Source organism: Corallococcus sp. AB018, from assembly GCF_003986945.1.
In the GTDB taxonomy this organism is placed as follows: domain Bacteria; phylum Myxococcota; class Myxococcia; order Myxococcales; family Myxococcaceae; genus Corallococcus; species Corallococcus exiguus.
The window spans coordinates 1-13,915 of the sequence record NZ_RAWR01000256.1 but is presented as its reverse complement, the minus strand read 5'-3'; the positions used below and the strand labels follow the sequence as shown (position 1 = coordinate 13,915).

13 protein-coding genes are annotated in these 13,915 nt (G+C 68.9%); 6 read left to right on the top strand and 7 right to left on the bottom strand.

Annotated features, from left to right (window positions below):
* The first annotated feature begins 211 nt into the window (after positions 1-211).
* Entirely contained in the window at positions 212-1,165 is a 954-nt protein-coding gene (gene coaA / locus D7Y11_RS37040) for a type I pantothenate kinase (RefSeq protein ID WP_120580466.1), read from the top strand.
* A gap of 16 nt (positions 1,166-1,181) precedes the next feature.
* Entirely contained in the window at positions 1,182-2,174 is a 993-nt protein-coding gene (locus D7Y11_RS37035; RefSeq protein WP_126936032.1) for a cysteine synthase A, read from the top strand.
* Between the two features lie 13 nt (positions 2,175-2,187).
* Here the strand turns inward: D7Y11_RS37035 and D7Y11_RS37030 are convergent, their stop codons facing one another.
* Together D7Y11_RS37030 and D7Y11_RS37025 are read right to left on the bottom strand one after the other, a co-directional pair.
* Positions 2,188-3,456 carry a type I restriction enzyme HsdR N-terminal domain-containing protein gene (locus D7Y11_RS37030; RefSeq protein ID WP_126936031.1) on the bottom strand — a complete coding sequence of 423 codons (1,269 nt, stop codon included), beginning with the start codon at positions 3,454-3,456 and terminating at the stop codon, positions 2,188-2,190.
* Between the two features lie 102 nt (positions 3,457-3,558).
* Complete coding sequence (locus D7Y11_RS37025; protein ID WP_126936030.1) at positions 3,559-4,551, bottom strand: FadR/GntR family transcriptional regulator; 993 nt, start codon at positions 4,549-4,551, stop codon at positions 3,559-3,561.
* A gap of 476 nt (positions 4,552-5,027) precedes the next feature.
* Here D7Y11_RS37025 and D7Y11_RS37020 point away from each other — a divergent pair, with 476 nt between their 5' ends.
* Entirely contained in the window at positions 5,028-5,654 is a 627-nt protein-coding gene (locus D7Y11_RS37020) for an SgcJ/EcaC family oxidoreductase (protein ID WP_120580462.1), read from the top strand.
* On the opposite strand, the gene D7Y11_RS37015 is transcribed toward D7Y11_RS37020, so the two are convergent.
* The 4 genes from D7Y11_RS37015 to D7Y11_RS37000 form a co-directional block, all read right to left on the bottom strand.
* On the bottom strand, positions 5,617-6,927 hold the full coding sequence (locus tag D7Y11_RS37015) for a DUF418 domain-containing protein (protein WP_121755156.1): 1,311 nt from the start codon (positions 6,925-6,927) through the stop codon (positions 5,617-5,619). The genes D7Y11_RS37020 and D7Y11_RS37015 overlap by 38 nt on opposite strands.
* A 102-nt stretch (positions 6,928-7,029) precedes the next feature.
* A complete protein-coding gene (locus tag D7Y11_RS37010; protein ID WP_126936029.1) occupies positions 7,030-8,556 on the bottom strand; it encodes a phosphatase PAP2 family protein in 1,527 nt (508 codons plus the stop codon).
* Positions 8,553-9,464: a fatty acid desaturase gene (locus tag D7Y11_RS37005; RefSeq protein ID WP_126936028.1), complete on the bottom strand. Its 912-nt coding sequence runs from the start codon at positions 9,462-9,464 to the stop codon at positions 8,553-8,555. The genes D7Y11_RS37010 and D7Y11_RS37005 overlap by 4 nt, the downstream gene beginning before the upstream one ends.
* Entirely contained in the window at positions 9,451-10,437 is a 987-nt protein-coding gene (locus D7Y11_RS37000; RefSeq protein WP_126936027.1) for a Rieske 2Fe-2S domain-containing protein, read from the bottom strand. Before D7Y11_RS37000 ends, D7Y11_RS37005 begins: the two co-directional genes overlap by 14 nt.
* A 144-nt stretch (positions 10,438-10,581) precedes the next feature.
* On the opposite strand from D7Y11_RS37000, the gene D7Y11_RS36995 reads away from it, so the two are divergent.
* The 3 genes from D7Y11_RS36995 (at position 10,582) to D7Y11_RS36985 (ending at position 12,956) form a co-directional block, all read left to right on the top strand.
* Positions 10,582-11,769, top strand: a complete 1,188-nt coding sequence (locus D7Y11_RS36995) for a cyclic nucleotide-binding domain-containing protein (protein WP_120580457.1) — start codon at positions 10,582-10,584, stop codon at positions 11,767-11,769.
* Positions 11,770-11,851: 82 nt separating this feature from the next.
* Positions 11,852-12,445, top strand: a complete 594-nt coding sequence (locus tag D7Y11_RS36990) for a hypothetical protein (protein ID WP_121755152.1) — start codon at positions 11,852-11,854, stop codon at positions 12,443-12,445.
* A gap of 193 nt (positions 12,446-12,638) precedes the next feature.
* The gene (locus tag D7Y11_RS36985; protein ID WP_126936025.1) at positions 12,639-12,956 is read left to right on the top strand and encodes a hypothetical protein; all 318 of its coding nucleotides are present in this window, start codon (positions 12,639-12,641) and stop codon (positions 12,954-12,956) included.
* Between the two features lie 3 nt (positions 12,957-12,959).
* On the opposite strand, the gene D7Y11_RS43555 is transcribed toward D7Y11_RS36985, so the two are convergent.
* Positions 12,960-13,915: hypothetical protein (locus tag D7Y11_RS43555; RefSeq protein ID WP_158642043.1), on the bottom strand; the 956-nt coding region annotated here is incomplete at its 5' end.

Genomic DNA, 13,915 nt, shown 5'->3' with positions numbered 1-13,915 from the left:
GGCGAGGAGGGCGGGGGCGCAGAAAATGGACACGCGTGGACCTCGGGGGACGGGCTCCAGGAGGGCGGAGTGCCCCCGCGTCCGTCGGGCGCGACCGGGATGCGGACGGGCACGTTGGAGGCGGGAAAGTCTTGCTGTCAAGAATCGCAGGGAAGACCTGTTGTTACCTTCACTTGCCGGATCCGGGGCGGTCTGGTTCATGCTGGGTGGCATGTCCGTGACCAAGCCCCGCGCCGCATCGATGTACGTCGACCTGGACCGCGACGCGTGGCGCGAGCTCCGGGCCTCCACGCCGCTGACGTTGACGGCGGAGGAGGTGGAGAAGCTGCGGGGCCTGGGGGACCGGCTGGACATCCAGGAGGTGGAGGACGTCTACCTGCCGCTGTCGCGACTGCTGCACCTGCAGGTGGCGTCAGCGCAGTCGCTGTGGGCGGCGCAGCAGGCGTTCCTGGGCTATTCGGTGCGCAAGGTGCCGTTCATCATCGCCATCGCGGGCAGCGTGGCGGTGGGCAAGAGCACGACGTCGCGCATCCTCCAGGCGCTGCTGGCGCGCTGGCCGGACCATCCGCGCGTGGCGCTGGTGACGACGGACGGGTTCCTCTATCCGAACCGGGTGCTCGCCGAGCGGGGCGTCATGAACCGCAAGGGCTTTCCGGAGAGCTATGACCGGCGCGCGCTGGTGCGCTTCCTGGCGGAGCTGAAGGCGGGGCGCGAGGAGGTGACGGCGCCGGTGTACTCGCACCTCGTCTACGACATCGTGCCGGAGGAGGCGCAGTCCATCCGGCAGCCGGACATCCTCATCCTGGAGGGGCTCAACGTCCTGCAGACGGGGCCGGTAGAGGGCGGGCGGCTGCCGCAGACGTTCCTGTCGGACTTCTTCGACTTCTCCATCTACGTGGACGCGAGCGAGACGGACATCCGCCACTGGTACGTGGAGCGCTTCCTGCGCCTGTGGGAGACGGCGTTCCGCGACGAGAGGTCCTTCTTCCGGCGCTTCTCTGAATTGACGCGCGACCAGGCGATTGCGAGGGCCGCGTCGGTGTGGGCGGAGATCAACGGGCCCAACCTGGCGGAGAACATCGCGCCCACGCGTTCACGGGCGAGGCTCATCCTGGTGAAGGGCAGCGACCACAAGGTCCGCCGCGTGCGGATGCGCAAGCTGTAGTTCGGGGAGGACGCACATGGCGCCACGAATGGGTTCGCTCTGGGATGCGGTGGGGAACACGCCGCTGTTGCGCATTGGCTCGCTCAGCCGTCAGACGGGCTGCGACATCGTCGCCAAGGCGGAGTTCATGAACCCGGGCGGGAGCATCAAGGACCGGGCCGCGAAGGGGATGATTCAACGCGCGGAAGCCACGGGGCAGCTGAAGCCCGGCGGCACGATCGTCGAAGGCACAGCGGGCAACACAGGCATTGGCCTGGGACTGCTGGGGCGCGAGCGCGGCTACCGCGTGGTGGTGACGATGCCGGACAATCAAGCGCGCGAGAAATACGAGTACCTGGAGGCAATGGGCGTGGAGGTTCGGCGGGTGCCACCGGTGCCGTTCTCCAATTCCTCGCATTTCTTCCACCAGGCGCGGGCGTTGGCGGAAGCGAACGGCTGGGCGTGGATGAACCAGTTCGAGAACACGGCGAACGGCGACTTCCACTACGAGACGACGGGGCCGGAGATCTGGGAGCAGGCGGAAGGCAAGGTGGACGTGCTGGTGGCGTCCGTGGGCAGTGGCGGCACGCTGTCCGGCACGAGCCGCTACCTGAAGGAGAAGAACCCGGCCTTGCGCGTGGTGTTGGTGGATCCGCCGGGGTCGGGGCTCTACTGCCAGGTGCGCACGGGGAAGATGGAGACGGCGGGGAGCTCCATCACGGAGGGCATTGGCATCATGCGGCTGACGGAGAACTTCCGGCAGGCGCGCGTGGATGAAGCGATGCGCCTGGAGGACCAGGACATGCTGGAGATGCTCTACCACCTGGCGCGCGAGGACGCGTTGGTGGTGGGCACCTCCGCGGCCCTCAACGTGCGGGCCGCATGGGAGGTGGCGCGCAAGCACCAGGGACAGGGGCTGCGCATCGTCACGTTCCTGTGCGACCACGGCAGCCGCTACGCCTCCAAGGTGTTCAACCCGGAGTTCCTCGCGTCGAAGGCGCTCACGGTGAAGCCGCTGCCGGCGGTGTGAATCAGCGGAGCCGCTACTGGCTGGCGACCACCTTGAGAGTGGGCTCCACGGGCGCCTCCTCCTTGACGGTGAGGGACAGCTCCAGGCTCCGGGCGACCAGGGCCTTGAGCGCCCACACCTCTGGAATCGTCTGGATGTAGACCCGGCTGATACCGAACGCCGCGGGGGACGCCTCGACCTCGAACCCCGCGGCGAGTGTTTTCGCCTCCTCGACGGGGACCCAGGTGGCGATGCACTTGCGTTTGCCATTGCCGAAGAACCGCACGAACCACTTCGTGGGCTTCTTGAAGGACACGTTGAAGTAGTTCGAGGTGTCCCGGTAGAGGACGTCCTCCGCCGCGTGGCCGTTCTTGGTGCAGATGTCCCGGACGACGCCGAAGAAGGCCAGCTCCTCCTCGGTGGTCTCCACGGCGGCGCGTGTCTTGTCGTCACCCGAGGCCCGGGGTTCCGACTCAAACGGCTTCGCGCTGTCCGCCTTCACCACGTTGGGCCCGTCCTTGGCGGCGGGCGCCTCGGTGCCTTCGTTCAAGCGCTGGATGCGCTCCTTGAGTTTGTCGAGGAAGTCGTCGCCCATGACGCGGAGGAGGGTGGGCTCGATGGCCTCCTTCGCGACCTCCGCGAGGCGTTCCATCACGGCGGTTGTCCGCTTCCCCTTGTAGATGTCCTCGGTGAGCCACTTGAGGAAGCCCTCGTGTTCGCCGGGTGATTTGAGGGCGGCGGACAGCTTGTCGATCATCCCCTGGCGGTAGCGGCTGTTCTCCGCGTCGGTGATGAGCGTCGTGGCGTTGAAGGCTTCGCGGCTGAACTTGGACAGGAACTTCGCGACCTTGGCCCAGTCCGACTTCGTGTCCTCCAGGGAGAACGTGAAGAAGGGCTCCGGGTCCATGACGTTGGGGTTTTCCAGGTCTCCGAAGAACAGGTAGTGGCACCCATCCGTGATGATGCCGAAGTGGAGCTCCGGGAGCTGGGAGAGGTAGCGGGCCAGTTGCTGGGCGCGCGACTTGAGGTCCGTGCCCAGGGGCTTGGTTTCAATGACGATGAGGGGCTTCTGTCCCGTCTGGTCGAAGATGGCGAAGTCCATGCGGTCCGGCAGCTTCTTGCCGTCGCCCTGGACGAAGTCCGCCGCGTATTCGAGGCGAACCTCCCGAGGAAAGCCGGGGTCATAGCCAAGCAGCCGGATGAAGGGGACCACCAGCGCCAGCTTGGCGGTCTCTTCGTTGGAGATGAAGGACTTGGAGTCCTGATAGCGCTTGACCAGCTCCAGCAATTGATTCGCGTCCACGGTATCCCCCTGCAACCCGTCGAGCCCAGGCCGCGCCATCAGTGAGAACAGACTGGCGACGTCCAGAACTACAATCGGTTGGATCCCGCGTGGCCATACCTCTTATGGGTTATCCGGGAGCAAAGGAGGGATTGGAGGGCGTCCATCACGTCTTCCTGGCGAGTTCTCCTCCACGCGGAGTTGTTCCTCGCTCACATCATCCTGCTCAACGGATGGAGTGGGGAGTGCCTCCCGCGTCTCGTCCTGTGCGGCGACTGGAGGAAGGCGATCGACGGCACCGTCCTCGACGCTGGGGTGTGTCTCCAATGCATCGTCCTGGCCGGTCGCTGACAGTGGGGTGTTGAGCAGGTCCTCCTGAGCGCATGGGGCCTCGGGGGACGCAGGTACCTGAGGAACAGGGGCGAAGGCATTCAGCACGCGCTCATCGCGCGCCTTCAGCAGCGCTGGCAGCTCATGCTGAAGTGCCTGCACGTCGCGCTCGTGCAGGATTGCCATCGCGCGGAAGGCCCACTCGCGCAGCGCCTCTCCGCCCATGAGCGGCAGCAGTTGGGCGGCTCCTCCCAGGAATGCCCGCTGCAGGGACTGAACGAGGAGCACGTGCCCGGGACGCGCCGCCACCCGCGCCGCATGCCGCAGCAACTCGAACTCCACCTGCGCGCAGGTTTCCCCTGACTCCCAGCGCGCCGCGTCCTGGAGCTGGTAGCACGTGCTCCCCAGCCGGTCCAAGTCGAGGTCCGAGGCCCTCGCGCAGCAGTCGGCCAGAAGCTCCACCAGCACCTGCCGCTTGAGGCTGAAGTAGCCCTCCAGCAGCCACCGGGCATCCGGGTTGCTCGCGTCATGCAGCGCCAGCCCCAGGTTCTCCAGCGTCAGCGACTCATCCAGCGGCACCGCGCGCGTCTTGCGTCCGGGGCGCTGCACCACCAGTCCCCGCGCCGCCAGCCGCCGCAGCGCCTCACGGATGGTGCCCCGACACACCTCATAGCGGCGCGCCAGCTTCGCTTCGGAGCCGAATTGCCCGCTCGGATGCAGCCGCCCCAGCGCGATGTCGCGCTCGATTTGCGCCTCCACATAGGCCACGAGTCCTCGCCGTTCCATCCCCACTCCCCCTCCTCGTCCCAGCATCGCCATCCAACCACAGGGGTCTGACATGGACGCGCGGGCCCACCAATCCGTGTCATCGGATGGGCCGCAGTCCGGGACCCGGGCGGCGAAAACCTGTCCGACAGTCGGACAGGTTTTGAGGCAACCGGGCCCGGGCGGGCGACTCTGTCGGTGGTCCACATTGGCGACTGCGCGGGCGCGACTTCGTTCGCCTTCTGGCCTGGTGCGGTCTGGGGCCCATGCCGCGGAGGCCTGTCCGACTGTCGGACAGGTCTTGAGGCAACCGGCCCTGGGTGGGGACCTCCCTCCGTGGCCCCATCCTGGCTTCCGCGCAGGCACGCCGTCGCGGCCCACCGCCGCGCTTCGTGCGGCACGCGTCATCACGAGGACCATTGAATCGACGGGTTTGTTAACGAACCTCGGGCGACCTGCTTAGGATGCTCGCCGTCCTCTTCCTTCATGGAGCTTCGATGGTGCGCACCCGGCTCGTAGGTCTCCTGGCGTTGCTGTTCGTCGCGGTCCCCGGTGTGTCGGGGGCTCAGGATGCCGTGGCTCCGGCGGCGGTGGCTTCTGGCGATGAAGCGACGCATCAGGCACTGCGCGGCATCAAGCAGGACATGGAGGACGCGCTCAACAAGCAGGACCTGGACCGGTTGCTGTCGCACCTGCACCCGGACGTCGTGTTCTCCACCATGAACAACGATGTTCGCGTGGGGAAGGACGCCATCCGCGCGTACTACGCGGAGATGCTGGGCGGCCCGAACAGCGTCGTGAAGAAGGTCACCGCGAAGTTCGACGTGGATGCGCTCACTCGCCTTTATGGCAACTCGGGCGTCGCGTATGGCTCCTCGCTGGACCACTACATCCTGAACGACGGCACGGACCTCGTCGTCAATGGACGGTGGACCTGCACCCTGGTGAAGGAGGGCGACCAGTGGCTCATCGCCGCGTTCCACTACTCCACCAACGTGTTCGACAACCCCCTGCTCACGAAGGTGAAGAACGCCGCCATGGGCTTCGGTGCACTGGTCGCGGTCGCCGCGCTTGGGGCGGGGTTCTTCATCGGACGCCGGGGACGCCGGCCGGCGACGGTTTGAGCGCGAGCCGCATGGGCTGGCGCTGGCCGTAGGTGAGCGAGCGCCACAGCCACTCGGCCGGACCGAAGCGGAAGCGCGACAGCCAGGCGTGGCTGAGTGGAATCTGGATCGCGAACACCAGCAGGGTCAGCGCCACGCAATGTGACGGCGGCAGCTTTCCGATGAGCCCCAACCCCCAGCCGTCATACAGCCAGAGGCTCACGACCGTCTGAATCAGATAGTTGCTGAGCGCCATGCGCCCCACCGGGGCCAGGATGCTCAGCCATCTGCGCCAGCGCTCCGTCTGGAAGAGCAGGGCGAAGGCGGCCACGTAGGCCGCGGCGAGGCCCAGGTAGCCCATCTCCTGGATCGCGGACAGGGTGAACATCCAGTGGGCTTTCGACGGGTCCAACAACCCCGCGAGCCGCAGGTGCTGGACCACCACTCCCGCGCCATTTCCCAGCACGCCCAGCACCAGCCCCCAGCCCAGCATCTTCCGGTGCCAGGCGCGGTGGCGCTCCACGTCCTGGAGCAACAGGAGTCGGCCCGCGAGCAGCCCCAGCAGGAACCGGCCCAGGATGAAGATCATCCACAGCAGCCGCTTCAGCGTGGGCAGCATGTACTGGAGGAAGTGCGCGTTCGCTGCCTGCGTCGTCCAGAGCGAGTCGCTCTTGAGTCCGAGCAGCAGTTGCTCCCGCGTCTGGGCCTCCATGGCTTCCGTGGCCTTCGCGGCGTCGGCCGCCGCCTGAGCTCCGTGCAGCAGGATGGGTCCGAAGTGCAGGAGCGCCGGCACCAGTAACGGCACCACCACCACCGACAGGCCCACCCACGCCAGCAGCGTCCGGTCCGAACGGTTCCGGAAGAGGAGCAACGCGAAGCCCAGCAGGGCGTAGGTGGACAGCACGTCTCCCGCCCAGAGCGCCGTGAGATGCACCACCCCGATGCCCAGCAGCACCAACAGCCGCCGTGAGTACACCGGGACGACGGAGGCTCCGCGTGACTCGGCCCGTGTCAGCTGGATGGAGAACCCGAGCCCGAAGAGGAAGGCGAACAGCGTGACGAACTTCTGGTTCACGAAGAAGTGGTAGAGCGCCGTGACGGCCGCCTCGAAGGGTGGTGCCGCCAGTGCCTGGGTCTGCTCTCGCGGCATCAGGACCCGGCCGCTGAACCAGGCGAAGCTGTTCGACACGAAGACGCCCCACAACGCGAAGCCGCGCAGCACGTCCAGGAGCGGCAGCCGCTCGGAGGCATCCACCGGACGGGCGCTGGAAATGGAAGGGGAGGAGTCGGACATGCGTCCAGCAGATGCCTCCGCCTGCTTCGCGTCAACGCATGCACCGCGTCGTGCTCAGTGGCCTCGCTCCACGCGGATGGAGGCCGACCGCGCGTGAAGGACTCAGGAGATTTCGAGCACCGGCGCCTGGCGCAGGAAGGGCATGCGACGCGGCAGCTTCCGGGCCCAGAATCCTTCCACCGACCTGTGGAAGAGGCGCAGCAGTGCGACGCCTTGCCTGCCTTCCAGTTGGGCCAGTTCCTTCGCGGAGCGGTCGAGCAGCGCGCGGGCTCGCTGGTACTCATCGCGCACCCAGGCCCGTCCGGCTTCCGTCCTGAGCAGTGATTCGAAGTCCTGGGGATCATGTCCCTGGGCGCGGACCTCCGTGGCGACGTCCGCGGGCACGTTGAAGAGTCCCTGAACCAGGTCTTCTTTCAGGTCGCGCATCACCGAGCACCATCCCAACGCCGCGAGTAGGGAAGGGGCGTCATCTGCTCGCACCTGCGCGTCCGCGACGTGCAGCATCAGGCTCACGGACAGCCGGAAGGTGTTTCCGAGTTGGGTCCGGAGCGTCGCCGCGTCCCACCAGTGCCCATCGCGCACCCGCTCCCGGTCCTGGCGCATCGTGCGGACCAGTTCGAGCACCTGCTCGCGGGCCGCCGGGTCGGTCAGCTCCGTGAGCAGTACCCGGCCCAGTGACACCGCGGTGTCGTGGAACTCCGTGGGGGGGCCTGGCGCTCCGGTCTCCAGCGTGCGCAGGAGCGCGTCGATGGCGTCCAGCGGTTCGCCTCCGACGGGACGGTCTCCATCCAGCACGTCATCCACCAGTTGGAGGAAGCAGAACCCCGCCCGTGCGCGTCGCGCCTTGCGCCAGCGTCCCAGCGACTGCTGATACAGCGCGAGCGCGATGAGCCCGTAACGCGGATGCCTGCGCGCGAAGCGGTACATCTCCCTCGCGCAGAGGGCTTCCACCCGCACGGCTTCGAGGAATGCTTCCTGCCGGACCCGGGGCGCCACGACACGCCAAGTGCCCCAGGCGAGCAATGCTCCCGCGAGCACGTCCACCAGATGGTGCTCGTGGATGAGCAGCGTGGACGCCGCGATGGCCAGGGCCCACAGCGCGAACACGGTGCTCGCCACCGGTCCTGAACGCTCGCGGTAGGCCAGGGCCGCCGTGCAGGCGAAGGCGACGTGGAGCGAGGGCAGGTAGTTGCGCTCCAGGTTCATCGTGTCCGCGGCCTGGAAGATGGATGCCCAGACTCCGGTGACGGCGCGCGGCGGCCACGCGACCTCCACTGGCAGGATGAGGAAGCAGAGTGCTCCCAGCACCGTCTCCGCGCACAACGCCATCGCGAAGGGGAGCATCTGTCTCCACGTCCGGAAGATGAACAGGGACAGGAGCAACAGCACGTCCATGCTGACGTAGACGGCGGCCCAGCCAGGCATGAACGGGATGTGCTGCTCGACGGGCAGGTCCACGCGCAGACCGCCGGAATAGAAGCCTGTCACCCAGCTCGCGCCGCCGTACATCGCGAGGAAGAACAGCGCGAAACCGCACGTCATCGCGCCCGTGCGCTTCAGTTCATCCCGCGCGGGCCAGCCGAAGAGTGGCCCCTCCGTGTGCGCATGCTTCTCAGCGGACGCGCTCATTTCGACTGCTCCGGGAACGGCCGGGGCCCGCGCCACATGGACAGCCAGATGCCCAGGAAGGATGGCCGGGGCACGCTCTCGTCCACGTAGCGGCCCAGGTAGAGCCAGGGCACCTGCGGGTACCGGTGGTGCGCTCGGTGGTAGTGGTAGTTGAGGAACACCCAACGCACTGGCGCCGCGACCTTCAGGTCCCATGCGCCTTCACGCACGTCCAGCGGCGACCACGCGTGGTCCGCGTACTGGAGCGAGCTCCAGTTCACCGCGAACGCCGCGTAGCAAAGGGCCCACCCCACGAGCGTCAGGTCCAACGCGTACGCCAGCCCTGCCTGGACGGCCACCATCCCCAGCACCTCCGCTCGGATGGCTGTCCCCGGTGCATCCTCCAGCCGCCCCAGGTACGCGTCCGCGCCCGTCTGTTCCCCGTAGCGCGTGCCTGGCCCTCGCAGCCTTTGCAGCAGGCCTGGCGCGAGCGCGAACACCAGCGCTCCCAGCGGTACGAACAGCCAGTAGATGCCGGTCAGGATGACGTACCACTGCGCATACTTGAGGAAGCGGTGGTCGCCCGGGTGCAGGTAGTCGAACTGCTCGCGCGCGGAGCGGTTGTGCCGGTGATGCGTGAGGTGGAACGCGCGCTGCAACGTGAACGACGTGGGGAAGAACGTCGCCGCCAGCCGGCCCAGCATGTCGTTGAACCGCCGCGAGGGATGCAGCACTCCGTGCGTCGCTTCATGCAACAGCGAGAACACCGTGTTGTTCACGTAGGAGAACACCCCGGCTGCCACCAGCCGCACCCAGAGGGCCTCCGCGTGCGACGCCGTCCACAGGCACAGCGCCCCCGCGCCCATCGCCGTGACGAGCAGCACCGCGTTGAGCGCGGAGGGGATCGGCGGAGCGTCATCGGCGCGCATCGTCCCCGTCCTCGGGCAGGCCCACGGCGAAGTCGAGCAACTGGCGCATCACCGGGTCCGCCGTCGCCGTCGCGACGTTGAAGCGCATGCCGTCCAGCACGGACAAGTCGCGCCGCAAGAACGACGTGTAGAGCCACCGCGACACCCCGAGCACCATCGCCGCCGCGCCCGGAATCCGCCCCCGCCTCGCCGCGACGGCGAGCCGCACCGACGTCCCCTCCGCCACCGGCGTCAGGCTCGCGAGCAGCAGCCCCCTCGCCCGGCCCAGGTCGCTCCTCACCGAGATCAACGTCCCGCCGTGCAGCGTGAGCTCCACCCGGATGCGGTTGCCCGACAGCGCCTTCATCAGCCGGTCACTCGCGCCCGTGCCGATGACGCGCGACGTGTAGCGCAGCCGCAGGGTGTACCGGTCCGGCGTCTCCCAGGTCGGCGTGTCCCACAGCTCCCGGTGGTGCACCGTGCGCAGGTGGTCCAGGTCGAAAGAGTTCGCCGCGAGCGGCAGCCACGGACAGCCCACCGTCACCGGAGGTCCTACGTTCCAGACGTGCTCCCCACCTCCCAGGTCGGGTGGGGGAAACAGCGCCTCCGGGCCGTTGAACACGAGCACCCCGCCGAAGCGCTCCTCCACCGGCCACGGCCGGGGCCCCGGCAGGGCGGACACGTCGCTCCGGCCGGGTACGGCTCGGCAGTGGCCCAATCCGTCGAAGCTCCAATGATGCAGTGGGCAGCGCAGCAGCTCGCCCTGGACGGTGCCGTGCTTCAGGTGCGCTCCCAGGTGGGGACAGTGCGCGGACAGGGCGTGGACCCGGCCCTGCTGGCTCCGGAACACCACCACCTCCTGGCCACCCACCTGAACGCCCATCGCGTGGCCGGGCCGCAGGGCCGCGGATGGAGCCACCAGGTACCAGGAGCGCGGGCGCGAGGGCCCGGGGAGATGGTCCGGAGCCACCCCGGCCAGGACGGGAACAACCATGCCCGGACCCTACCGGACCCGGTGTCTCCAGGGCCACGGGGGGCCGGTCGAGACTGGCTTTACGCCCGGGTTCCTGGTTTGTCAGGCGCTGGCGGAACCGGGCGCGCCGCCCCAACGGTGCGGGCCTGGGAAGGGACGTGTGACATGGCAGGCGATACTGCGGGCAGCAGTCGGGGCGGTTCGTTGCGGGGCAGCACGCTCCAGGTGGTGCAGTCCCTGGCGGCGCAAGGCGAGCCGGAACGCGCGGCACAGCTCTACGAGGAGCTGGGCGCGGCGCAGCGCGAGCGGCTTCGCAAGGAGGCCGCGCAGGGATCGGTGAAGGAGCGCCACTGGCTGGTGGACGTGCTGCGCCGGGCGCGGGACTTCACGGGCGCGGCGCGGCTCCTGGACGGCAGCGGTGACGATGTGTCCGTGGCGGACCTGTACGCGCAGGGCGGTCAGCACGTGGCGGCCGCGGAGGCGTATCTGCGCGCAGGCGAGGTGGAGCGCGCCGCGGCGGCCTTCGAGCGGGGTGGGGCGCTGGAGCGCGCGCTGGAGGTCTACCGGGGCCTGGGCGCCCGCGAGTCCATGGCGCACTGCCTGGTCCGCCTGGGCCGCCCCTTCGAGGCCGCGGACCTCTACCAGGAGCTGGGACAGGCCCACGCGGAGGCCGAGGCCCTGGGGGGGGTGCTCGCGGAGGATCCTCGCTACGTCGAAGCCGTGCTGCGCACGTGCAAGGTGCTGGATGCCGGCGGCTTCACGCACCGGGCGCTCGCGGTGCTGGCGGACGCGTTGAGCAGCTCCGATCACCTGCGCGCGGATCCCGTGCTGGTGACGGAGAAGGCGCGGCTCCTGCGGCGCATGGGCCTGGACGTGGAGGCGGAGGCGCTCCTCGCGCGGCTGGCCGCGGGCGCGACCGTGCCGGAGGCCAGCGGCTACCGCTTCCTCAAGGCCATTCCCATCTTCGGCGAGCTGCCGTTGGAGGACATGAAGGACCTGTACCGCCTGGCGCGGCCCGTGACGACCACGCCGGGCACGGTGCTGCTGGAGAAAGGCGCTCCCGGCACGGGCCTGCTCGTGCTGCTGGAGGGCACCGTGGACGTCTACTCCGGCAATGAGCCCAACGCGCGGCACCTCAACACGCTGGGGCCGGGCTCTTTCCTGGGGGAGATTTCACTCGTGCAGGACGGCCCCGTGTCCGCGAACGTGCGCGCGAAGACGGCCGTGCGCGCGCTGCGCATCACCCGCGAGAGCTTCCAGCACTTCCTGGCCACGCACGACGCGGCCTCGCTGCACATCTACCGGCTCTTCACGCAGAACCTCGCGGCGCGCGTGCGGGCGCTGAGCGGCTGATCGCGGCCGTGCCCCCAGCGGGCCGTGCTTGCTACGGTCCCGCACCATGGGTGATTCGACAAGGCCTGAGAGCGCACGCAACGTGCGCGTGTCCGCGGAGTCCTGGAAGCAGTGCGCGGCGCTCCAGGGGAGGAATGTCTTCCTCGACGCGGTCCTCCTGAAGGGGCCCACGAAGGCGGGCGAGCTCCAACTGGAGCTGCCGGAGTCGACACGGTTGCTCGGCTACGAGCGGTCGGAGAAGGAGTACCTCGCGTTCCTCCGCACGGTGGAGCCCTTCCTTCCGCGCACGCCCGCATCCGGGTACCGCTCGTGGGGGGAGGCCCTCTTCGAGTCAGAGGCCCAGGCTCGCTGGCACGTCACGTTCGTCTTCGGCACGAAGCCCCAGGTGCGCGTACGTCGCGCGGCCTGGCTGGACGTGAGCCTCAAGGACGCGAAGCCCCTGGCGGCGCCGAAGAAGCCCGCGGGCGGCAAGGGCGAGGTGCTCTACGCGCACGAGGATGGCCGGTTCCAGGGGGTTCGGGGCGCTCGCAACGTGCTCAACGTCCGCAAGGGCGACCTGGGGACTCAAGGGCGCACGTCCTCCAAGCGCTTCGCGCATGAGTGGCAGTCGAAGGCCGCCGCGGACCGGCTGATGAAGAAGCTGCGCGAGGACGGCTTTACCCGGCGCAAGTCCTGAAGGGGGTGCGCGGCCGCTATTCGATGCGGTCCTCGCTGTGCTCGATGCGCAGCGCGGGAAGCACGGCGAGTTGGATGCGAGCACTCCAGCCCCGCCCGTGAGGAAGCAGGCGAGCGCGACAAGGGGGCCTTTCACCGGACCCCGGTCCATCCCCATCCTCCTGGACAACCCCCCTGTCCGGAAGGATGCCCCGATGGCTTCAATCGACGCACTGAGGCAACACGCTCGCGCGAACTGGCGCACGTGGTTGGCGTGGGTGGCCACGCCCGTCGCCGCGCTGCCGCTCCTGGGGGTGGGCGGCCTTCGCCGGGTGGGCCTCGTGGACGAGCTGGCCGCGGGGGCCGTGGGGCTGGGCCTGCTGTCGCTGACGCTCATCGGCCTGGGGCAGCTCCCTCGGGGGCCTGTCCGCCCGGCGGGTGGGAAGGCGTGGAAGCGGACGCCGAAGGACTTCCCCATCTCCGGCGAGATGGTGCCGGAGGAGTTCGCCGCGTCGATGGCGTCCGGCCACTGACGCTCAGGGACGGCGCTCGATGCCGATGGCGATGGAGGGGCCGGTGAGGGCCTCGCCGGTGCCGTCGGAGAGCGACACGATGCCCAGGCTGGCGGAGAGCACGGTGGTGCCGGCGCCGCCGGTGCCCTTGAGGAAGCTGCGCACGCCCAGCTCGCCGAAGTTCCATCCGCTGGCCGAGCCTCCGCCCGCACCGAAGAGGGAGAGGCTGGGCGTGAGGGGCACCTGGACCTCGCCGCGTCCGGAGCCGAAGCGGAACTGGTTGTCGCGCGAGAGGATGGCGGAGTTCCACGCGATGTGGAACCCGTCGAGCGCTCCCAGCCGCAGCACCTGCTGGAAGGACACTCCCGCGTTGGAGTCGCAGAAGGTCCTGGGGTTGATGGGCTCGTAGGTGTTGGGGTCGTAGTCGAACTGGGTGATGCACGCCTTCTGTCCGAACAGCGCGCCCGCGCCGATGCCGACCTCCAGGAAGTCGGTGGAGTAGGCCGCGGCCACGTACGCGGAGCCCGGCGAGTGGCGCAGGCCGGTGCCCAGGCCGAAGCCGACGGGATCCAACTGCGCGCTCAACACCAGGGGCAGGTCCCCGGGCCGCCACGCGATGAACGCATCCAGGAGCAGGCCGCCCGCGCGAGCGGACTTCCCCTCGCGCGTCTTCGCGTCCAGCGCGAGGAAGGGCCGGGCATGGAAGCCGTAGCGCAGCCGAGGCACACCGGGCTCGGGGAAGAAGAGGCGCGCGGTGGCGGGGGCGTCGGTGACGACGGCGGTGTCGCCCACGCGCACGTTCTCACCGCGGCCCAGGCGGGCGATGGCGGAGTCCTCGCGCGATTCAATGACCTTCAGCACCACCTCGCGGGAGTCCTGCGTGCGCACGCGGACGCGGGTGCCTTCGCCCAGGCCGGCCAGGGCACCCCCGGAGAGCGTCACGTCGCCATCCTTCACGGCGGTGACGGTGAGCCGCGCGG

Bases quoted from the DNA above. Each gene is read 5' to 3' on its own strand.
- coaA (WP_120580466.1), top strand. From the start codon at position 212: ATGTCCGTGACCAAGCCCCGCGCCGCATCGATGTACGTCGACCTGGAC.
- D7Y11_RS37035 (WP_126936032.1), top strand. From the start codon at position 1,182: ATGGCGCCACGAATGGGTTCGCTCTGGGATGCGGTGGGGAACACGCCG.
- D7Y11_RS37025 (WP_126936030.1), bottom strand. From the start codon at position 4,551: ATGGAACGGCGAGGACTCGTGGCCTATGTGGAGGCGCAAATCGAGCGC.
- D7Y11_RS37020 (WP_120580462.1), top strand. From the start codon at position 5,028: ATGGTGCGCACCCGGCTCGTAGGTCTCCTGGCGTTGCTGTTCGTCGCG.
- D7Y11_RS37015 (WP_121755156.1), bottom strand. From the start codon at position 6,927: ATGTCCGACTCCTCCCCTTCCATTTCCAGCGCCCGTCCGGTGGATGCC.
- D7Y11_RS37010 (WP_126936029.1), bottom strand. From the start codon at position 8,556: ATGAGCGCGTCCGCTGAGAAGCATGCGCACACGGAGGGGCCACTCTTC.
- D7Y11_RS37005 (WP_126936028.1), bottom strand. From the start codon at position 9,464: ATGCGCGCCGATGACGCTCCGCCGATCCCCTCCGCGCTCAACGCGGTG.
- D7Y11_RS37000 (WP_126936027.1), bottom strand. From the start codon at position 10,437: ATGGTTGTTCCCGTCCTGGCCGGGGTGGCTCCGGACCATCTCCCCGGG.
- D7Y11_RS36995 (WP_120580457.1), top strand. From the start codon at position 10,582: ATGGCAGGCGATACTGCGGGCAGCAGTCGGGGCGGTTCGTTGCGGGGC.
- D7Y11_RS36985 (WP_126936025.1), top strand. From the start codon at position 12,639: ATGGCTTCAATCGACGCACTGAGGCAACACGCTCGCGCGAACTGGCGC.